The sequence below is a fragment of the Alteromonas sp. G4i35 genome (assembly GCF_054960375.1).
Genome location: NZ_JBHNZD010000003.1, coordinates 183,077 through 203,786 on the forward strand (window position 1 = coordinate 183,077; position 20,710 = coordinate 203,786).

17 protein-coding genes are annotated in these 20,710 nt (G+C 43.6%); all 17 read left to right on the plus strand.

Features of this window, described 5'->3' with window-relative positions; translation table 11 throughout:
• Nucleotides 1–197 precede the first annotated feature (197 nt).
• Complete coding sequence (locus ACFI6L_RS02750) at nt 198–1,385, plus strand: thiamine pyrophosphate-dependent dehydrogenase E1 component subunit alpha (protein WP_014976583.1); 1,188 nt, start codon at nt 198–200, stop codon at nt 1,383–1,385.
• On the plus strand, nt 1,385–2,362 hold the full coding sequence (locus tag ACFI6L_RS02755) for an alpha-ketoacid dehydrogenase subunit beta (RefSeq protein WP_061485898.1): 978 nt from the start codon (nt 1,385–1,387) through the stop codon (nt 2,360–2,362). The genes ACFI6L_RS02750 and ACFI6L_RS02755 overlap by 1 nt, the downstream gene beginning before the upstream one ends.
• A 16-nt stretch (nt 2,363–2,378) precedes the next feature.
• Nucleotides 2,379–4,079 carry a dihydrolipoyllysine-residue acetyltransferase gene (locus tag ACFI6L_RS02760; protein ID WP_462573383.1) on the plus strand — a complete coding sequence of 567 codons (1,701 nt, stop codon included), beginning with the start codon at nt 2,379–2,381 and terminating at the stop codon, nt 4,077–4,079.
• A 147-nt stretch (nt 4,080–4,226) separates the two neighbouring features.
• The gene (locus ACFI6L_RS02765) at nt 4,227–5,105 is read left to right on the plus strand and encodes a 23S rRNA (adenine(2030)-N(6))-methyltransferase RlmJ (protein ID WP_462573384.1); all 879 of its coding nucleotides are present in this window, start codon (nt 4,227–4,229) and stop codon (nt 5,103–5,105) included.
• Nucleotides 5,106–5,188: 83 nt separating this feature from the next.
• On the plus strand, nt 5,189–7,069 hold the full coding sequence (locus tag ACFI6L_RS02770) for a protein kinase domain-containing protein (RefSeq protein WP_014979333.1): 1,881 nt from the start codon (nt 5,189–5,191) through the stop codon (nt 7,067–7,069).
• The gene (gene tesB / locus ACFI6L_RS02775) at nt 7,062–7,922 is read left to right on the plus strand and encodes an acyl-CoA thioesterase II (RefSeq protein WP_014949536.1); all 861 of its coding nucleotides are present in this window, start codon (nt 7,062–7,064) and stop codon (nt 7,920–7,922) included. Before ACFI6L_RS02770 ends, tesB begins: the two co-directional genes overlap by 8 nt.
• 10 nt (nt 7,923–7,932) lie before the next feature.
• Nucleotides 7,933–8,457 carry a gamma carbonic anhydrase family protein gene (locus tag ACFI6L_RS02780; RefSeq protein WP_110289107.1) on the plus strand — a complete coding sequence of 175 codons (525 nt, stop codon included), beginning with the start codon at nt 7,933–7,935 and terminating at the stop codon, nt 8,455–8,457.
• A gap of 519 nt (nt 8,458–8,976) precedes the next feature.
• Entirely contained in the window at nt 8,977–10,098 is a 1,122-nt protein-coding gene (locus ACFI6L_RS02785; RefSeq protein WP_231513074.1) for a pyridoxal-phosphate-dependent aminotransferase family protein, read from the plus strand.
• Between the two features lie 391 nt (nt 10,099–10,489).
• Complete coding sequence (locus ACFI6L_RS02790; RefSeq protein WP_014976589.1) at nt 10,490–11,221, plus strand: SIMPL domain-containing protein; 732 nt, start codon at nt 10,490–10,492, stop codon at nt 11,219–11,221.
• 12 nt (nt 11,222–11,233) lie between these two features.
• Entirely contained in the window at nt 11,234–11,689 is a 456-nt protein-coding gene (locus ACFI6L_RS02795) for a GAF domain-containing protein (RefSeq protein WP_014949540.1), read from the plus strand.
• Between the two features lie 2 nt (nt 11,690–11,691).
• Complete coding sequence (locus ACFI6L_RS02800) at nt 11,692–11,982, plus strand: hypothetical protein (protein ID WP_014949541.1); 291 nt, start codon at nt 11,692–11,694, stop codon at nt 11,980–11,982.
• Nucleotides 11,983–11,998: 16 nt separating this feature from the next.
• The gene (proQ, locus tag ACFI6L_RS02805; RefSeq protein WP_075176602.1) at nt 11,999–12,667 is read left to right on the plus strand and encodes an RNA chaperone ProQ; all 669 of its coding nucleotides are present in this window, start codon (nt 11,999–12,001) and stop codon (nt 12,665–12,667) included.
• A gap of 3 nt (nt 12,668–12,670) precedes the next feature.
• The gene (gene prc, locus ACFI6L_RS02810; protein ID WP_014949543.1) at nt 12,671–14,713 is read left to right on the plus strand and encodes a carboxy terminal-processing peptidase; all 2,043 of its coding nucleotides are present in this window, start codon (nt 12,671–12,673) and stop codon (nt 14,711–14,713) included.
• An 82-nt stretch (nt 14,714–14,795) separates the two neighbouring features.
• Nucleotides 14,796–16,130 (plus strand): sodium-dependent transporter, encoded by a 1,335-nt coding sequence (locus ACFI6L_RS02815; RefSeq protein ID WP_014949544.1) that lies wholly within the window; start codon nt 14,796–14,798, stop codon nt 16,128–16,130.
• Nucleotides 16,131–16,202: 72 nt separating this feature from the next.
• Entirely contained in the window at nt 16,203–17,678 is a 1,476-nt protein-coding gene (gene nhaC, locus ACFI6L_RS02820; RefSeq protein WP_039227711.1) for a Na+/H+ antiporter NhaC, read from the plus strand.
• A gap of 47 nt (nt 17,679–17,725) precedes the next feature.
• Nucleotides 17,726–20,335, plus strand: a complete 2,610-nt coding sequence (gene pepN / locus ACFI6L_RS02825; protein WP_462573385.1) for an aminopeptidase N — start codon at nt 17,726–17,728, stop codon at nt 20,333–20,335.
• Nucleotides 20,322–20,564 carry a DUF2835 family protein gene (locus ACFI6L_RS02830; RefSeq protein WP_462573386.1) on the plus strand — a complete coding sequence of 81 codons (243 nt, stop codon included), beginning with the start codon at nt 20,322–20,324 and terminating at the stop codon, nt 20,562–20,564. Before pepN ends, ACFI6L_RS02830 begins: the two co-directional genes overlap by 14 nt.
• Nucleotides 20,565–20,710: the final 146 nt, after the last annotated feature.

Below are 20,710 nucleotides of genomic sequence, written 5' to 3' on the forward strand. Positions count from 1 at the left end.
TACTCGGTTTTCATATTTTTTACATGGGGTTTACGTTTTTAGGACGAATATCCTTTTCATTTAGACTAATTGAGTATGTCTATTTCACCCATTTGAAAAAATGCCAATGAATAAGTAGGACGCTCCTGCATTTTCTCAACTAGCATATTGTTATCACTATAAGTCGCTATTAACCCTCATATTTAAGGGGAACAAACGTGAAAGACAGAAATCATTTGGCCGAAGTAAAAACAACAAATAAGGTCGAAATTATTACTAAAGGGGTTGTTGATATCCCAATGCTGCAAATCCTTTCTGCCGAAGGTGAACTCATTGAAAAAGCAGTTGAACCTGACCTCAGCAAAGAAGAAGCATTAAAAATATTTAATACCATGCATTACATTCGAGTATTGGATGAACGTATGGTGGGTGCACAGCGCCAAGGTCGTATTAGTTTTTACTTGGCAAGCACGGGTGAAGAAGCGGCGTCAGTTGCAAGTGCAGCAGCACTCTCAGACGACGACATGATCATGTCTCAGTACCGTGAGCAAGGCGCATTAGCCTACCGCGGATACACCACAGAACAATTCATGAACCAAATGTTTAGCAATAAAGACGATCCTAACAAAGGACGTCAAATGCCTATCCATTATGGTGACAAGCCACTTAACTTCATGACGATATCTTCACCACTAGGCACACAGATCCCTCAAGCATCTGGTTACGCCTATGGTCAAAAAATGTCGGGTAAAGATGTGGTTACTATCTGTTACTTCGGGGAAGGTGCAGCGTCTGAAGGAGACTTCCACGCAGGGTTAAATATGGCCGCTGTTTTAAACTGCCCAGTTATCTTCTTTTGCCGAAATAATGGCTACGCCATTTCAACACCAGCAGAAGAGCAATTCGCGGGTGACGGCATTGCTTCGCGTGGCTTAGGTTACGGTATTAAAACTATCCGTGTTGATGGTAACGATGTGTTAGCCATTTATGCAGCTACTAAAGAAGCCCGTCGTATCGCCATTGAAGAAAAGTGTCCTGTACTTATTGAAGCCATGACTTATCGCTTAGCGGCGCACTCCACGTCAGACGACCCAACAGGCTATCGCTCTCGTGAAGAAGAAGATAAGTGGCGTGCAAAAGACCCTATCGCTCGTATGGCGAAATGGTTAGAAAGCAAAGGCTGGTTTGACGAGGCTGAGAACCAAAAGCGCGTCGATAAAGCAAGACAAGACGTTTTAGCAGCAATGAAGAGTTGTGAAAAGACTGACGTATGTGCCATTGAAGACATTGTCGAAGATGTATACGACACAGCACCTTGGCACTTAAAAGAACAACTCAGTGAATTGAAAGCGCATATTAAGAAGTACCCTAAGATGTACCCTAAAACAGCAGGGAGAGTAAAATAATGGCTAAGATGAATCTACTTCAAGCAATTAATAATGCACTCATCACAGCCATGACCGAAGATGAGAAAGTAATGGTCTTTGGTGAAGACGTGGGCCATTTTGGTGGCGTGTTCCGTGCAACCAGTCACCTTCAAGAAAAATTTGGTAAGGCGCGTTGCTTTAACACGCCGCTTACTGAACAAGGCATTATTGGCTTCGCGAACGGCTTGGCCTCACAAGGCTCTGTACCTATTGCTGAAATTCAATTTGGTGATTACATTTTCCCTGCATTCGATCAAATTGTGAATGAGACGGCTAAATGGCGCTACCGTTCAGGCGGTCAGTTCGATGTGGGTACGCTAACAATTCGTACACCTTATGGTGGCGGTATCGCAGGCGGCCACTACCACAGTCAATCACCAGAGGCATTCTTCGCTCACTGCCCAGGGTTAAAGATTGTTATCCCTCGTGACCCTTATCAGGCAAAAGGTTTGTTGCTTGCGTCAATTCGCGATAAAAACCCTGTATTGTTTATGGAGCCTAAACGCCTTTACCGCGCTTCGGTATCGGAAGTGCCTGAAGAAGATTACGAACTGCCATTAGGTAAGGCAGATATTGTTCAAGAAGGTACCGATATCACGTTACTAGGGTGGGGCGCGCAAATAGAAATTCTGCAAAAAGCCGCAGAAATGGCTCTTGAAGATGGTGTGTCGTGTGAAATTATCGATTTACGCAGCATATTACCGTGGGACGTTGAAACGGTTATGCAATCTGTAATGAAAACAGGTCGCTTATTGATAAACCACGAAGCACCGCTAACGGGTGGCTTTGCGAGTGAAATCGCAGCGAGCATTCAGGAACGTTGTTTCTTATATCTTGAAGCGCCTATTGCGAGAGTGTGTGGTTTAGACACGCCGTATCCTTTGGCGCACGAAAAAGAATATATGCCAGATGAAACGAAGACGTACGAAGCCATAAAACGTACGCTTCACTACTAAGCCGGGGGACGATCAAATGACAATTGAATTTATCTTACCGGACATTGGTGAAGGTATAGTTGAATGCGAACTTCTGGAATGGTTAGTTTCTGAAGGTGAGCATATAGAAGAAGATCAACCTGTCGCGGAAGTAATGACCGACAAGGCTACCGTGCAAATTCCTGCAATGCATGCGGGTGTGGTTAATAAACTGCATTACGCGGTAGGCGATATTGCTAAAGTGCACGCACCATTATTCTCTATGACGCCAGATGATGCCGACGCTAACTCAGATACACATGAAGACGCGCAAGCGGAAGTAAAAGACAATGCGTCTGAAACAGCGACAGCGAATGATAGTGCTTCTTCAGGCGCTTCAAACGGCAAGCACATCGAAGACTTTATTTTGCCAGATATTGGTGAAGGTATTGTCGAGTGCGAAATTGTGAAATGGAACGTGGCTGAAGGCGATGAAATTGAAGAAGATCAAGCCGTTGTAGAAGTGATGACCGACAAGGCAGTGGTAGAGATCCCCGCTAAAAACGCAGGTACCGTGCATCGTCTTTATTACGCGCAAGGCGATATAGCGAAAGTGCATAGTGCATTGTTTGCGCTAGAAGTTGCCGGTGAAGTCACAACTAGTAGCGGTACTAATGACGAATCACCATCGGCAAACAACAGTGCTTCAAGCGTTGCATCTCAAAGTTCGGTGAACAAGCAAACAAACGGTTCAAGTCAACAATCAGCGCAATTTGCTCCTTCAAAATTCAGCGACGGCGAATACGAGCCACCTATCGCTATAGAAGGTAAAGTGTTGGCTAGCCCCGCGGTAAGACGTGTTGCAAGAGAAAAGAATATCGACCTTTCTACTGTGGAAGGCTCGGGTAAAAAGGGGCGGATCCTTAAGTCTGACGTGTTGAATCTACAACATTCGAATGTTGACACGTCGTCTCAAAATACGTCATCTTCTGCGCCAAGCTCATCTACCGCAGAAAAAGGTGATTTGAATAGCACAAGCACTGTGCTTAAAGGCAGCGTTAGAACAGAAAAAGTACGCGGTATTCAGGCAGCTATGGCGAAGCAAATGTCGGCTTCGGTCTATACTATCCCGCACTTCACAGTAAGTGACGAGTTGGTAATGGACAACCTGATGGCGCTACGCAAGCTGCTTAAACCTGAATTTGAAGCGAAGAACGTAAAACTCAGCTTTATGCCGTTTTTCGTTAAAGCAATGTCGTTGGCACTTAATGAGTTCCCTGTCATTAACAGTCAGCTTAACGAAGACGCCACTGAGATAAGCTACTTCACAGATCACAATATTGGTTTTGCAATAGACTCTAAAATTGGTTTGCTTGTACCGAATATTAAACGCGTACAAGACCTCTCGCTTTTAGATATTGCTGTTCAAATGCAGGATATTATCGAACAAGCCAGAGCGGGCCGCGTGGCTGGCGAGCACCTTAAAGGCGGTACGATTAGTATCTCTAATATCGGTGCAATAGGCGGTATTACCGCAACGCCAGTAATTAATAAGCCAGAAGCTGCTATTGTTGCTCTCGGTAAAACGCAGAAACTTCCGCGTTTTGATGATGAAGGGAATGTTAGCGCGCAAAATATCATGGCGGTTAATTGGTCTGGCGACCACCGTATTATTGATGGTGCGACGATGGTGCGATTTAATAATCTATGGATGAGTTACCTAACTCAGCCGGAAAAAATGTTGATGCACCTTAAGTGATATCATTCAAAGCAATTTGATTTGCAGTAGCAATATTTTTAAAGGGCCAATAGTAAAACTATTGGCCCTTTTTTGTTTTGTATACCTCAAAGCGCGTTGACGTTATTATATAGCACTATAAACAAACGAAAATTTTACTGAGGTTTTGTGCTTAGTTATCAACATGCCTTTCATGCGGGCAACCACGCTGATGTCATCAAACATCTTTGTTGGATTGGCGTTATCAACGCATTAAAGAAAAAAGATAAACCTTTTACGCTTTTCGACACCCACGCAGGCGCGGGCGCGTACGATCTAACCGATGCCATGTCATCAAAAAATAAAGAGTATGAGACGGGTATATCTCGTTTGCTTATAGATGATAAAGGCGTTCAGGACTTGCCAAATTTGTTGGCCGACTATCTATCGTTGTGCCAACCATTTTTAGCGCAGCAGCAATATCCGGGCTCGCCTGCAATAAGCGCAAAAGCGAAAAGGGATAGTGATAATTTACACCTAATGGAACTTCATCCTGCGGAATTCGATAAACTAGACAACAACGTGTCCCGTTTACGCACCCGTAATAGCCACGTACATAAACGAGACGGATATGAAGGTCTTCGCGCACTTACGCCACCTAAACCCAATCGCGGTGCTATTTTAATCGACCCTCCTTATGAGCGCGTGAATGAATATAGCGACCTTATTAAGGGTGTGGAACAGGTATTTAAACGCTGGCAGCAGGCACAAATCGTAGTGTGGTATCCACTATTGTCAGAGAGGGCTGGTGCCAAAAGTGGTGCAAGTGAAGCTATGTGCGAGAAGCTTGCAGCATTAGGTAAACCCTGTTTTAAAGCAGAAATACATGTAGCAGAAAATACCCCAGATGCTGGAATGTATGGTTCTGGCGTATTCGTGTTAAACCCGCCTTGGCAATTAGATGCTAATTTAGAGAGCGCGCTAGAAAGCGTTGTTGGTATGTTAGGTGCTGATGAAACGGGTTATCACGCTACAGCGCATGTTACCTGGATAAACGAAGATAATTGATTGCTGTGCAGTTTAACAATGGTAAGCGTATTGTTGCTGATTAATCTGTTTCAAAAAGTCACTAAAAGCGTGAAGTAAAAAACATGTCGCAACTCAAAGGCCTAAAACATTTCTATATACCCGATGAGCAGTCGATATATTTGCTATCCCATGCGGATGCGAAAAAACTAAAAGACTGGGTAAACCTTTGCATTTCACAGTTAGAAGGGTTGGGTTACAGTGACATCGAACTTTTAGGGAAAGGGGCCTTTGGTTTTGCGTTTGCAGGGAATGCACCAAGCGGTGAATCACGGGTATTTAAGTTTTCGCGAATAACGTTGCCGCAGCATGTGCAAGATAGACTAGAAGAGGAAGCTTTTATGCTTTCTCACGTTAATCATGAGTTTGTGCCGCGGTTTATTGAATATCAACAAATACGCAAACAATCCATCTTGGTTATGGGGCGCGCACCTGGCGAAGACCTAGAAAAAGTCAGCTTGAAAACAGGCCCACTTTCGCCCCGTATTATCGTCAAAATTGCAGTGCAGGTCGGCGAACTTTTATCCAGTTTTCGCCAATACAGTGAAAATGGAGAAATTAAACCCATTGTGCACGGAGACATAAAGCCCTCGAATCTGGTTTGGGATGCCGAAAATGAATCGGTTGGATTGATTGATTGGGGCTCTTCAGTGTTCGCACAGACTGACATCACTGGGCAATATGTGGGTAACAATGTCATGGATTTAATGTCGGGTGAACTGCATCAAACTAATGCTCGACTTGGCGATGTTTATTTTATTGGCGAGGAGCAGCTTAATGGCGCACTCTCCAGCCCCCGCTTCGATGAACAAGGCTTGGCCAGTACATTATATGCATTGGCATCAGGGCAGTCGTGTCGTTACGGAAGCAAGGTTATTACACCTTCATCCCTTGGCCTTCCCAAAATGCTTGCTAATATCCTTGAGCACATGCTCAGTGAAGATCCAGAAAAGAGAAGGCAGGGCGGAGATTACCTGTTTAATCATCTCCACGTTTTGAAGAATATGGTTTTCACTCAAGACAAGCCAACACAATATACTCCGTTAATCCCTACATGGCTGGCCCACACTCAGAACCGTGCTGATATTGAAACCGTTGTTTACAGCTCTCGAAAATCTTACCTACGCCAACAAGCAAGACTGTCTGACTCGTTAGATGAAAAAGACGTAGAGGAACTTCGTTATATAGACGATGCGCAATTTGACCGCTACTACAAAAACTATTTACAGGGCATGGGGGATACCGAAAAAGCATTTGTTTCTGCAATAAGCAGACTAGGCCGTTACCCTGTAGTTGGCGGTATGGCTGTGCGCTGGGAGCCAGAAGGTATATATGTCGATTCAAGCTTGAACTTATATGATGAATCAATGAAAGCAGCGTTTGATTTAGCAGTGAATAATGTCATTAATTTAGCAAGGGCTATTCACAAGCCCGCGGTGTTCAAGTGTTGTATGTTCAACGCCAAAAACACGCTGCACATTGAACGCGAAAGTGAAGATGAAGACTTTAAACCAGCAGGCGGTATGTTTATTCCCTACGAACTATCACGGGTTTCTGCACAAAAGGATGAAAGCCGTACTCACTCATATTTCGAAGATGGCGATGATCCAGATGAACTATTAAAGCTGCCTCAGGAGATTATCGATACCATCGTTCAACTTAATACAATACATCACACTGGTTGTATTATATTTGAAGCATTACCGCGGCATTTGAAAATTCACAACTATTACACGTTGCTTGATCACAGCCAAGAAGAGCGCTTCCACGCATTATTAGCGCAACTCGTTCAGCAAATTCCCAAAATAAAAGGGCTAGGCATTTCAGGGTTTATGAAGTTACCCTATAAAGATACGCGCTTTTTCGAGCATAAAGCAAAATTGCCTGAAAAGTACTACCCGCGAAACCCAAAAGCAGTAATTGAAGAGAAAGTACAACATGTCTGAGATTAAACTATCGTCACTTTTTGAACTCGAAACAGTGGAAGCTGGCATCTATCGAGGTCAAAGCTGGGATTTAGGCTTCCGCGCCTTGTTTGGTGGGCAAGTTTTGGGGCAAGCGTTAGCAGCTGCATACGAAACAGTGGAGGCTGGTAGAGTCGCACACTCATTCCACACTTATTTTTTACTACCAGGCGATGCTAAAAAGCCTGTAGTTTACGATGTTGAGGTAGTGCGAGACGGCAGAAGTTTCTCTGCTAGACGGGTTAAAGCCATTCAGGATGGTAGAAATATTTTCTACATGACAGCGTCTTTTCAGGTTCCTCAAGATGGCATGGAGCATCAAAACCCAACAATGCCAGATGTGCCTGCGCCGGAAGATGTGCAGTCTGACATTGAATTCTATGAAGCTAACTTCAATAAAATTGCACGGCCTATGCAAGAAGCGTTGAGCTATCATAAACCTGTAGATATTCGCACGGTAGATGCAGCTAACTCTTACCAGTCAGCGAAACGCGAACCGACGCGTTATATTTGGTTAAAAGCAAGAGACACAATGAATGCATCATTGACTGTTCATCAAGCTGCGCTTGCTTACGCATCAGATTATCATTTTCTCAGTACGTCGCTTCAACCACACGGTGTTGCGGTAACCGATAAATCACTTCGAATCGCAACGATAGACCATGCTATGTGGTTCCACCGCCCAATCAATATGAACGAATGGTTATTGTATGCAATGGAGAGTCCTTTTAGCGGAGGCTCTAGAGGTTTGGTACGCGGACAAATATTTAACCAAAATGGTGAACTTGTTGCGTCAACCATGCAAGAAGGATTAATGAGAAAAGTAGACGAATAGGGAGAGGGTAATGCGCTACAAATTAGGTTCTACATCACCGCTGGTTGATGAAAGTACGTTTATAGCGCCAGGCGCACATGTTATTGGTAATGTTGAACTCAAAGTGGGTTCAAGCGTTTGGTTCAATGCGGTTATACGCGGCGATATGGACAAGATAACCGTTGGTAAAAATACGAATATCCAAGATGGCAGCGTATTACACACCGATGCAGGTATTCCTTTAGTGCTAGGTGAAGGGGTAACAGTAGGACATAAAGTCATGCTTCACGGCTGCGAGATTGGTGACTATTCCTTGATAGGAATTAACGCTGTGGTATTAAACGGTGCAAAAATTGGAAAGTACTGCATCATTGGCGCTAACGCTTTGATAACGGAAAACATGGAAATTCCGGATTACAGTTTAGTAGTTGGAGCGCCTGGTAAAGTCATTAGAACATTTGATGAGAAGATCGAACCCAAACTAAAAGCGTCCGCTGAACATTACGTAGATAACGCCAAAACATATAAGTCATCATTACAGCCAGTTGATAGCTGAAATTTAAGACTAGGCTGTTCGCGATATTTTGAATCCCCATAAAAAATGCCCAGAACAAACGTTCCGGGCCTAGGGGAATGGCTCATTGCTGAGCCGTGCGCTAACTTTTACACAGGAGAGTTTAAATAAAATCTTTTAAACGGACAATGAGTATAGAATACATTTGTTTAAATTATAAACAATTTTTGTGTGAATTTTATCTTACACTCTCAACGTCAATTAAATTGTAGAACTTATACGTTAGTAATCAATGGACTAAAAACTGGTCGGATGTGATGTTTTTTGAGAGAAAGATGTACAGTTTATATCCACATGTTGCACACATTTTATCCACGTGATGAAGCGTTGTTAATGTATACCCTTGTTAAATATATAGACATACTTTCATTCATGTAAGTTATGTTGAAAACAGACGGTTGTACCATGCCATTATCCTTGTAGTATGACGTCAACGTTCATGCTAAATATGCGTGATACTGACTCTAAAAACAGGCTCTTACATTAATACGAGGATGGATTATGCAATCATTTTCTACTTTTATTCCCCCTGAACGGACTTTGATGGGTCCAGGACCATCCGATGTTAACCCCAGAATTTTAAACGCCATGGCGAGACCCACCCTGGGCCATCTCGATCCATTATTCATTGAGTTAATGGACCAAACCAAGCAGCTTTTACAGTATGCGTTTAAAACTGAGAATGCACTTACTATGCCTATTTCTGCTCCGGGCTCAGCAGGAATGGAGGCTTGTTTTGTTAATCTTGTAGAACCAGGCGATAAGGTACTCGTGTGTATTAACGGCGTATTTGGCAATCGAATGGTCGAAAACGTAGAGCGTTGTGGTGGAGAGGCTATTACCATCAACAATACATGGGGCGAGCAAACTGACCTTAATGTGGTAGAAGACACCCTTAAAGCCAATCCGGATATTAAGATCCTTGCCTTTGTTCACGCCGAAACATCTACGGGCGTACGCAATGAAGCCAAAGCGCTTTGTGAGCTGGCTAAAAAGTATGATTGTCTTAGCATTGTTGATGCAGTTACCTCTCTTGGAGGTATCGAGTTAGATGTTGACGGTTGGAGCATTGACGCTATTTATTCAGGTTCACAGAAGTGTTTGAGTTGCGTGCCGGGTATCTCTCCTGTTTCATTTAGTGAAAGAGCAGTTAACGTTATTCAAAACCGAAAAACGAAAGTGCAAAGCTGGTTTCTAGACATGAACTTGATTGTTGGTTATTGGGGGCAGGGCGCCAAGCGTGCCTACCACCATACCGCACCTGTCAACAGTATGTACGCTATGTACGAAGCACTTCTGATTTTAAAAGAAGAAGGCTTAGAAAATGCGTGGCAGCGTCATGCATTGGGTCATGAAAAACTTGCGCAGGGTTTAAGTGAACTTGGGTTAGAGCTAACGGTAGACAGTGCTTATCGTTTGCCTCAATTAAATGTAGTTAAAATTCCAGACGGCGTAGACGATGCTGCCGTTCGCAAGCAATTGCTTGAAGATTTTAATTTAGAAATCGGCGCCGGTTTAGGCGATCATGCCGGTAAAGTATGGCGAATTGGTCTTATGGGATACGCATGTAAACCCCGTAATATCGATCACTGCCTTGCTGCGTTGCGCACTGTGCTTAAGTAAAACGCCTAGCGCCTTTTACTCTTTTCGGTCAACACGTTCAGCGAGATGCTTAGCTGAACGGTTGGCTTTTAGCCGTATAGCATATAAAACCCATTTAACATAGCGCTTTGATATCAGTCCGCATAGATCATTACCGACTCAGCGAGATTTAAAATGTTCGTAATCGCGGTGTGTTACCGCAGTTATAGTGGTTCTACATCAAGTTGACTGGTATTAGTTATCCATTTTTGGGTCTTGCCTCATAAAAAGCACATCTCGGCGAAGTTATATCTCTTCTCGTCTCAGTTCAGTGCTAACATTTCGTTTGTTGCGTATATTCATAAACTATTCAGTTTTAAACATTTATCCTTTCGGTAACGTAATTAAAAGGCACCATAAAAAAGGAATCTCTATGAAAATGATCACGCGTACTAATACTTATTCGACAGCAAAAAGTGTAGTTAAAAAAGCATTGTTAGCTTCATCATTTATTGCCTTATCTGCACCTATGGTTGCTGCACAGGCCGCACAAGAAGCGGTTATAAATGTGCAAGGCGTAGGAGCGGTAGAAGTGACACCAAACGCTTATTCAGTCACACTCGTTGTTGAAGAAGAAGGTAATACAGTAGGTAAACTGAACACTCAGCTTGATTCGGACCTCCGCTCTATTGTTAAGTTCTTGCTTAATCAAGGTATAGATGAAAAGCACATTCAGAGTATGCAAGTACGCTTACAACCTCGCTATATCAATACGCCTCAAGGCCGTCAGCAAGAAGGTTTCACGTTGTCACGAGATATCACCGTCACATCTACTGACCTTGAAACTTATGACAAAGTACTAGATGGCGTGCTTAAACGAGGTGTTGATCGCATACAACAATTTAATTTTATTTCAGTGGGTGAAGGCGATGCCTATCAAAAAGCACTTATCTCTGCGGTAAAAGACGCAAAGCAACGTGCACAGTTATTAGCAAAAGAATTAGAGATTGAAGTAGGTGAAGTTGTTGCAATCTCAGAATCTGGTGGCAATATGCCGATTCCAGTAATGCGTGCAGAAGCTTTTGCCAAAGACATGTCTATGTCTTTACCTGGCCAAGAGCGCATAGAAGCGCGTGTTAATGTGTCTTTTAACATTGTTCAATAGCAGGAAATTCGTTTGAAAGAACAACAGTACGGTCAGTTAATAAACCAAGCAAAGAGTTTGGTTTCTGGCGAGCACGATCTTATCGCTAACATGGCAAATATAAGTGCGCTGCTTTTCAATAGCCTCGAAGAGGTGAATTGGGCAGGTTTTTACCTTTATAAAGAAGAGCAGTTGGTACTCGGTCCATTTCAGGGGCAACCAGCATGTATTCGCATTCCACTTGGAAAAGGCGTTTGCGGAACGAGTGCAAGTACCAGAACTGTTCAGCGTATAGCAGACGTTCATCAGTTCGAAGGACACATTGCCTGCGATGCTGCGTCAAACTCTGAGATTGTTGTTCCACTAGTGCTAAACGATGTGCTGGTTGGCGTACTTGATATCGACAGCCCTGTTTTTGAACGCTTTACCGAAGAAGACGAAAAAGGGCTCGTTGAAATTGCTCAAATTCTTATGGATTCGCAGAAATAATTATGAAATCCAGTGTTGATATTCACGTTGTTTTATCCACGTATGAGGACATGGAAGACTTTCATGATGACCCAGATGAGGCATCTGAACGTTTAAATTTCATCTTACATGCGGTGTACGACAATGCAGAAGAAGATATTGAAACACAGCGTTTAGAGCAAATTTTGCACTACGCATGGGAATCTTGGCAACAAGATAAGCATTTATTAGAAATAGATGACGACGAATTGCTTGATTGGGTTGACCACACGCTGGCAACTTGGGATGATGCAAGTAACGATGAAATCTCCTGAATAATTTAGAAAGTTAATGGAATCACCAGAGAAGTTTACCAACAGTAAGGAAGTGATAGCTTTCCTTGCAGAGACCTTTCCGAAATGTTTTAGCATTGAAGGCGAGGCCCGCCCACTTAAGATCGGTATTTTTCAAGATCTTGCCACACGTTTAGAAGAAGAGGAACGCGTTAGCAAAACCTTACTTCGTTCTACACTACGACATTACACCAACAGCTGGCGCTATCTTCATAGCATCAAAGAAGGTGTAAGCCGTGTAGATTTAGACGGCGTTGAAGGCGATGCAATTGAAAAAGAACACGCTGATCATGCGCAGCAGCAGTTAGAAGAAAGCAAAGCAAAAGCAGCTGAAAAGCGCAAAGCTAAGCTAGCTCAGCAGCCTAAGCGAAAAGATAAACGTCAATTTAATCGTCCAAAAGGTGAAAAATCTGCAAATTCGGACCATGCTGATACTAAGCGCGGAACTAAACCGAAAAATAACAGACCAAACAATACACCACCTGCGAAATTGACAGATAGCGATTTACAGCAAGGTACGCAAGTTACCGTTAAATTAGGTAAAGCACCTATGCCTGCAGTAATTACCGAAGTAGCTAAAGATGGCATTCACGTTCAATTAGACTCAGGCATGGTAGTTAAAGTAAACGCAGACGCTTTACGTTTGGCACGCTCCAAGAGGTCGTAAAATATGAGAGACATCCTTCGAATTTCCATCGCCAGTGCTTTTCTTACCGTTGGGGTAGGAGCAGGCGCAGTTACGTCAACACCAGAGGTAGACGAGCTTCCCATTTTACAACAGGAATCTCAACACAGTGTTGCAGCTAAGCGAGTAAGCGCACTCTTTACCAGGGCGCACTACAAGGAAATTTCGTTGGATGATGCACTCTCAGCTAGAGTTTACCAGCGCTTCATCGATTCATTAGATCACAATAAACAAGTGTTATTGCTGTCTGATGTTGTGGGTTTTGAGAAATACCGCACATTGTTTGATGATGCGCTGAGTAAAGGCAACCTCTCTGTTGCCTATGATATGTATAACGTAAGCGCAAAACGACGCATTGAGCGTTATGAATTTGCACTTGCACTGTTAGAGAAAGGCCCGTTCGACTTTGAAAAAGAAGGCGATAAGTTCTTTTACGACAGAGAAGATGCTGAGTGGCCAGCTAATAAAGCTGAGCTGGATGAAATTTGGCGTCAACGCGTTAAATACGACGCGTTAAATCTAATACTTGCAGACAAAACATGGGAAGAGGCGAAAGAACTTCTTACCAAACGCTATACGCGAGCGATTAAGCGCACTAAGCAAGCAAAGAGCGAAGACGTTTTTCAAACTGCAATGAATGCATTCGCACGTACAATTGAAGCCCACACCAGTTACTTATCTCCGCGTAACGCTGAACGTTTTCAAATGGACATGAACTTGTCGTTTGAAGGTATTGGTGCAGTATTACAAAGCGAAGATGATTACACGGTAATCAAAAGCGTTGTACCTGGCGGACCTGCAGATGAGTCTGGCGCAATAAAACCAGAAGATAAAATTGTTGGCGTAGCACAAGACGACGAAGAGTTTGTTGATGTGATTGGTTGGCGATTGGACGAAGTGGTCGAGTTAATTAAAGGCCCGAAAGGAAGTACTGTCCGTCTACAGGTTGAAAAAGGAGCCACGGACGCGAAAACCACGTCGGTAGTTAGCCTTACTCGCGATAAAATTAAGTTAGAAGATCGCGCAGCCAAATCGGAAGTATATGTGCCAGAGACTGGTCCTCACGCAGGTGAACCTCTAGGTGTAATCACCATTCCAAGTTTTTACAACAACCTTAGTATGGATGTTGCTAAAGAAATAGAAAGCTTGAAAGCGCAAAACGTTAAAGGCGTTATCGTAGACTTGCGCGGTAATGGCGGTGGTTCTCTAACCGAAGCAACGTTACTTACTGGCCTATTTATCGAAAAAGGCCCGGTGGTTCAAATTCGATACGGTCAGAGCAAAGTTAGCGTTAACCGTGATACAGATGGCGAAGTGGCTTATGATGGCCCGTTAACCGTATTAGTTGACAGATATAGCGCGTCTGCTTCAGAGATTTTTGCGGCAGCGATGCAAGACTACAACCGTGCTCTCATCGTAGGTGAACAAACCTTCGGGAAAGGGACAGTGCAGCAGCATCGCGGTTTAGGTAAAATTTATGACCTTTACGACAACCCATTAGGTAGTGTTCAGTTTACTATCGCCAAGTTCTATCGCATTGACGGCGGCAGCACACAGCATAAAGGCGTTATTCCTGACATTCTTTATCCATCGGCGGTTGAACCAGCTGAATGGGGAGAAAGCCAAGCGGAAAATGCGTTGCCATGGGACAGTATCAATCGCGCTAACTATACGACGTTTGCAGACGGTACTGCTGCGCTTGATGTTTTAACAGCGAAGCACAACAAACGTATTTTACAAGATCCTGAGTTTTCTTATATCCAAGACGACATAAAGGAATATAAGGAAAATAAAGACAAGAACTTCATCTCATTAGTTAAATCTGTACGTGAAGGCGAGAAGAAAGAGGCGGAAGAGAAGTCGCTTGCTCGTGCTAACGAACGTTTACAGCGATTGGGAATGGAAACTGTCACAACATTGGACGACCTACCTGAAGATATGGAAGAATTAGATCCATTCTTGGACGAGGCAGCCAATATTACTTTCGATATGATCGAAACGGGCCGTTACGCTATCACAAGAAATTAAGTGATTAGAAAAAAGGGCTGGTCTAGGGCCAGCCCTTTTTTTGTGTCTATAAATTATTAAAACAATAATAAAGGGAAATAACATGGCTATCAGAGGCGAATTTTCCTCTCGAATAGGGTTCGTGCTAGCAGCGGCAGGCTCGGCAGTAGGACTAGGTAATATTTGGGGCTTTCCTACAAAGGTAGCAAGTAACGGCGGCGCAGCATTTGTTCTCGTATACTTACTGCTGGCTTTTGTACTCGCTTATCCCGTACTTATGGCAGAACTTATAATCGGTCGTAGTTCACGTTCGAATATGGTTGACGCTTTAGGTAAAATATCAGGCAATTTCGTCGGAAGGCTAACGGGCATTTGGGGCTGTGTTACCGTGTCACTTATCCTTGCATTCTACGCTATTGTAGGCGGATGGATGCTGGTTTATTTCGCCGATGCAGCCGTTAGCATGGTGGGATTTACGAGTGCTAGCGACTGGCTACTCACTTCATCAGTTACGCGTAACATTATTTTCTGCTTCTTATTCATGGGCTTAACTGCATTTATCGTTGTCGGTGGTGTAAAGTCAGGCATTGAGAAGTGGTCGGTGCGTTTGATGCCTACATTGGTTATTCTCATTCTTGCACTGATTGTTTATGTGAGCCTACAGCCTGGTGCCGTAGAAGGTTGGTCAGCATATTTAGTACCTGACTTCTCTCGCGTTCTAGACCCAGACTTATTAATTAACGCCATGGGACAAGCCTTTTTCTCTATGTCTTTAGGTGTGGGTACCATGCTGGTTTATGGTTCATACTTAAGTAAAAATGAAAATCTACCAAGCATTGGTGCGTCGGTAGCGCTTGTCGATATCGGTGTTGCGGTTATTGCGGGTATGCTTATTATCCCGGCCATGTACGTTGCATTAAACAACGGCGTTGAAATCTTCACGCCGGAAGGCGCGTTAATCCAAGGTGACACGCTGATTTTCAAAGTTCTACCAGCACTTTTTGATACCATTGGTAGCGTAGGTCTTTTCGTTGCTTTTACCTTTTTCGCGCTAATGGCGATTGCTGCCGTCACGTCTTCAATTTCAATGTTGGAAGTTCCCGTTGCGTTTATGGTAGAAAGTAAAGGTCTTCAACGTAAAAAGGCCGTGTTATTAATGGCATCGGTCATCTTTGTATTAAGCTGCATCATCATCTTAAATTTTGAAACCTTGTTCGGCTTTGTTATCGCATTAACTACCGAGTATAGCCAACCGTTACTAGGACTCGCCTTGTGTATTTTCGCAGGTTGGGTGTGGCGCAGAGATGCAATACTCGATGAACTTAAACAAGGTGATCAGTTTGCTGAACACAGCATTTTCTGGAAGATTTGGCCTTGGTACGTACGCTTTGTGTGTCCCGTTATCATTGCGCTTATGTTCTACCGCTCAGTTTTCTAAAGCATTCTGGTAAAAAGCGGACAACACGCTTAACGCGTTACAAATACAATAATAAGGTTTTAAAAAACGACAATGACGAATAAAGAAATAAAAACGCCGTCACTTCTCGATGCAATGCTTCCTATTCTTGCGTTAGTCATAATGATGGGAAGCGCAGTTTATTTGTTTGCCGATAACTCTTCTTACGGTCCAAACCAAATTGCACTTCTTCTAGCGATGGGCTTAGCTGCTATCATTGGAATGAAAAATGGCTACAGCTGGAAAACTATCGAAAAGGGCATTGTAGACGGTATCTCAATGTCTTTAGGTGCCTGCTTAATTCTGTTAGCGGTAGGTTCTCTTATTGGCACATGGATGCTAGCCGGAACCGTGCCTACGCTTATCTATTTCGGTTTAGAGTTGCTTAACCCCTCGTTTTTCTATGCTGCCGCTTGTCTGATTTGTGCGGTTGTTGCAATGAGTATAGGTAGTTCTTGGACTACCGCGGCGACTGTGGGTGTTGCGCTAATGGGCGTTTCTGCAGGCATGGAAATGTCGGCAGCCATAACCGCCGGCGCAGTAGTATCAGGTTCGTACTTTGGCGATAAAATTTCGCCCTTATCTGAAACAACAAACTTAGCGCCTGCCGTTGCGGGCACGGATTTATTTGAGCACATCCGTTACATGCTTTGGACGACGATTCCGAGCTTTGTTATTGCGCTTATTCTATTTACGGTACTGGGCTTTAGTGAAGTGGGTGAGGCCAAAGCAGAACGCATTGAGCAAATGCAACTTTTGTTAAACGAGTCTTTTGACTTAGGTTGGCATTTGTTAATTCCCCTTGTCGTTTTGCTCACTTTAGCGATTAAAAAGATGCCTGCGTTTCCAGCTGTTTTTATCGGCGCTTTGTTAGGTGGCGTCTGGGCAGTTGTATTCCAGTGGGATGTGGTTACTTCTATGGCAAGTGCTGACGACTCGGTGAATGTAGGTGCGTTGAAGGTAGTTTGGACTGCGCTATTCGATGGCGTAAGCTTCTCAACGCCTGACGAGAACTTAAACAGCTTGCTTTCTCGTGGTGGCATGTCTTCTATGTTAAATACCATTTGGTTGATCATCTGTGCAATGTCGTTCGGTGCCGTATTAGAGCGTGTTGGCCTATTAAAGCGTGCAGTTTCTGCCATATTAATTGGTGCAAAATCCGCAGGGGATATGGTGAGCAGAACCATTCTTACTTGTTTTGGTACCAACCTGGTTACTGCAGATCAGTATATTTCAATCGTGATGCCAGGCCGTATGTACAAAGAAGAATTCAAAAAACGTGGTTTAGACCAATTGAATCTTTCTCGCAGCCTTGAAGACGGCGGCACACTTACGTCTCCACTTATTCCTTGGAACACCTGTGGTGCTTACATGCACAGTGTTCTATTAGTCAATCCATTTGATTACGTATTCTATGCATTCTTCAACGTAATCAACCCGATCCTTGCTGTTATTTATGCGTATTTAGGTATTAAGATTTTACGTATTACGCCACCGCATGTTGAAGTAAACAGCAAAGATACGGTTTAACACAGAGTTCCAATTAAACCCACGTAGGCTTTCTTCCAGGAGGATCTATGTCAGTTCAAGCTAAACGCCGGGCGGATTACCAGCCGCCCGCTTTTTCAATAGCGACAGTTGACCTACATGTAACGCTACACCCAACGCAAACCAAAGTTATCAGCACGTTGTCCGTCACTCGTAATGGCGCGCACGATAGTCCATTAGTACTTGATGGCGATAATTTATCGCTAGATTCTATTTCTATTAACGGTACGCACCTATCTGATAATGAATACACGGTAACAGATAGCGCTTTAAGCGTGGTTACTGAACTTGATGAGTTCGTCTTAGAAATTACCAATACCATTGCCCCTGAGCACAACAAAGCGCTGGAAGGCTTGTATTTATCAGGTGGTGCCTATTGCACGCAGTGTGAAGCGGAAGGGTTTCGTCGCATTACGTACTTCATGGACCGTCCGGATGTTTTGTCGGTCTACACAGTGACGGTAGTTGCCGACAAATCAGTACCGATGCTTTTGGCTAATGGCAACCCAGTGGACAGGGGCGAAGTTGACGAAAATACGCATTTTGTTAAATGGCACGATCCACATCCAAAACCTTGCTACCTTTTTGCTCTAGTTGCCGGTGACTTCGATTTACTCACCGATAGCTACACCACCACTAGCGGTAAAGAGGTTGCGCTAGAACTTTATGTTGATAAAGGCAAAAAGTCTCAAGGTATTTTCGCATTAGAATCTCTCAAACGGGCGATGAAGTGGGACGAAGATGTGTTCGGGTTAGAGTACGACTTAGATATCTACATGATTGTTGCCGTCGATTTCTTCAATATGGGAGCGATGGAAAACAAGGGCTTAAATGTTTTTAACAGTAAGTTTGTATTAGCCGATCAAAAAAGTGCCACCGACGATGACTTTTTCAATGTTGAGTCGGTTATCGCGCATGAGTACTTCCACAACTGGACCGGCAACCGTGTTACTTGTCGCGATTGGTTCCAGCTAAGCCTTAAAGAGGGGCTTACTGTATTTAGAGACCAACAGTTCAGCGCTGATATGACTTCGGCGTTAAGTAATCGTATAAAGCACGTTCGTGTTATGCGAGAACACCAGTTTGCAGAAGATGCGAGTGCAATGAGTCATCCAATACGTCCAGAAGAAGTCATTGAAATGAACAACTTCTACACGGTGACGGTTTATGACAAAGGCGCTGAAGTTATTCGCATGTTCCACACATTATTGGGGCCTGACGGCTTCAGACGTGGTATGGACGAGTACTTTAGAAGACACGACGGTCAGGCTGTCACCTGTGATGACTTCATTTCAGCAATGCAGTCTGCTACTGATTTAGATTTAACCCAGTTTACCCGCTGGTATAGTCAATCTGGTACGCCAGTGATTTCTGTCGCACACAGCACTGAGGTCGATGATGATGGCATTGTTAAGCATAGCTTTACATTGTCACAGCACACACCTGCAACCTCCGATCAGAAAGAAAAGCTTACTCTATATATTCCTGTAAATATCGAGATTATTGATGATGAGGGGAAAAGCTATACAGACAACGAGTCGTTAATTCAAAACGGCATGGTCATTTTAAAAGATGATTCTATGCGTTTTACTGTAGAAGCCAAAACTACTAATTTAACACCTGTAGTATTGGGTAACTTCTCAGCGCCAGCGAAAGTAGAAAACCCATTGGGGACAGAGTCTTTACTTACTATATTTAAGCATGCGAAGGATCCATTTAATCGGTGGGATGCAATGCAAACATTGTATGACCGCTGTGTGAAGCAATTAGAGGAATCGCCGGGGTCTGGTATCAGTAATGAAATCTGGAACGGTATCAAGCAAGCGATTGCCCAAGAGCAGAACAACCTTGAATTGCTGAGTGAATGTTTAGTCATACCTTCGTTTGAGACACTGTGCCAAAGCCGAAGTAACATAAACGTTTCCGTACTTTCGAAAGCGAGAAAAGCATTCTGCGACCAGTTTGCTCGCGCACTCGAAAAAGAGCTAAAACAAGTCTTCGAAAATATCGAGAAAAGCGCGTATTGCTACACGCAAGAAGCGGTGAATCAACGTCGCTGCAAAAATGTCGTGCTTGCACACTTAGCGCGGTTACCCCAACACGAGCATATTGTGGTTTCTCAGTTTGAAACCGCTGATAATATGACAGATACGCTAGGCGCGTTGAGAAGCGCACAACACTGTAGCGCCACCACTTTCGACAGTTTGATGGCTCAGTTTGAGGAATCGTGGAATCATGACCCGCTTGTTTTGGACAAATGGTTCGCACTCCACGCTACACAAAATCGAGACGATATCTTTGCGACTATCACAATGTTATGTGAGCACCCTCAGTTCGCAATGAGTAACCCGAACCGTGTTCGTTCTGTTATTGGTAGCTTCGCTTTCTATAACAGCGAAAGGTTTCATGCACTCGATGGCAGTGGATATAAATTTGTAACCGACTACTTACTTAAGCTCGATGCGGTCAACCCACAGGTTGCCGCCCGTATTGTAACGCCACTGACGCAATGGCAGGGCTTTGCAAGCGAGCATCAGGTTCATATGAAGCAACAGCTTGGCCGTTTGCTTAATCACAAAGGTTTAAGTAAAGATTTGTTTGAGAAAGTAAGTAAAAGCCTTGCTTATGACAAGCATTAGCCAAACTGACTCGGTTTTTTACTTTTCAATAAATGCACCTTACAAGCAATGTGAGGTGCTTTATATTCCATCTATGCCAGATGTGGTCATGGTCAGTGAATCAGGCCTAAGCGTCCAAGTACCGACCAACCGGCTCAGGCAATTTGTTACGTCTGATGGTATTAAAGGTCGTTTTAGGATGATTATTGATGCCAACAAAAAAATAAAATCCTTCGAAAGGCTCACATAGAGCCTTTTTTGTACGCGACGAATTACTCTCTTGTATACGAGTTTTCACCACTCCCATACGTAACACTTATGCGTTTTCTTTTGTCATTGAGCGTTCCAAAATACTTAACGCAACAGTTTCGCAATATTTCTGTACATTTTTCCTGC

Excerpts from the sequence above, each read along its gene's own strand:
- nhaC (WP_039227711.1), top strand. The coding sequence starts at position 16,203 with ATGACGAATAAAGAAATAAAAACGCCGTCACTTCTCGATGCAATGCTT.
- proQ (WP_075176602.1), top strand. The coding sequence starts at position 11,999 with ATGGAATCACCAGAGAAGTTTACCAACAGTAAGGAAGTGATAGCTTTC.
- ACFI6L_RS02790 (WP_014976589.1), top strand. The coding sequence starts at position 10,490 with ATGAAAATGATCACGCGTACTAATACTTATTCGACAGCAAAAAGTGTA.
- prc (WP_014949543.1), top strand. The coding sequence starts at position 12,671 with ATGAGAGACATCCTTCGAATTTCCATCGCCAGTGCTTTTCTTACCGTT.
- ACFI6L_RS02755 (WP_061485898.1), top strand. The coding sequence starts at position 1,385 with ATGGCTAAGATGAATCTACTTCAAGCAATTAATAATGCACTCATCACA.
- pepN (WP_462573385.1), top strand. The coding sequence starts at position 17,726 with ATGTCAGTTCAAGCTAAACGCCGGGCGGATTACCAGCCGCCCGCTTTT.
- ACFI6L_RS02800 (WP_014949541.1), top strand. The coding sequence starts at position 11,692 with ATGAAATCCAGTGTTGATATTCACGTTGTTTTATCCACGTATGAGGAC.
- ACFI6L_RS02785 (WP_231513074.1), top strand. The coding sequence starts at position 8,977 with ATGCAATCATTTTCTACTTTTATTCCCCCTGAACGGACTTTGATGGGT.
- ACFI6L_RS02770 (WP_014979333.1), top strand. The coding sequence starts at position 5,189 with ATGTCGCAACTCAAAGGCCTAAAACATTTCTATATACCCGATGAGCAG.
- tesB (WP_014949536.1), top strand. The coding sequence starts at position 7,062 with ATGTCTGAGATTAAACTATCGTCACTTTTTGAACTCGAAACAGTGGAA.
- ACFI6L_RS02760 (WP_462573383.1), top strand. The coding sequence starts at position 2,379 with ATGACAATTGAATTTATCTTACCGGACATTGGTGAAGGTATAGTTGAA.
- ACFI6L_RS02830 (WP_462573386.1), top strand. The coding sequence starts at position 20,322 with ATGACAAGCATTAGCCAAACTGACTCGGTTTTTTACTTTTCAATAAAT.
- ACFI6L_RS02815 (WP_014949544.1), top strand. The coding sequence starts at position 14,796 with ATGGCTATCAGAGGCGAATTTTCCTCTCGAATAGGGTTCGTGCTAGCA.
- ACFI6L_RS02780 (WP_110289107.1), top strand. The coding sequence starts at position 7,933 with ATGCGCTACAAATTAGGTTCTACATCACCGCTGGTTGATGAAAGTACG.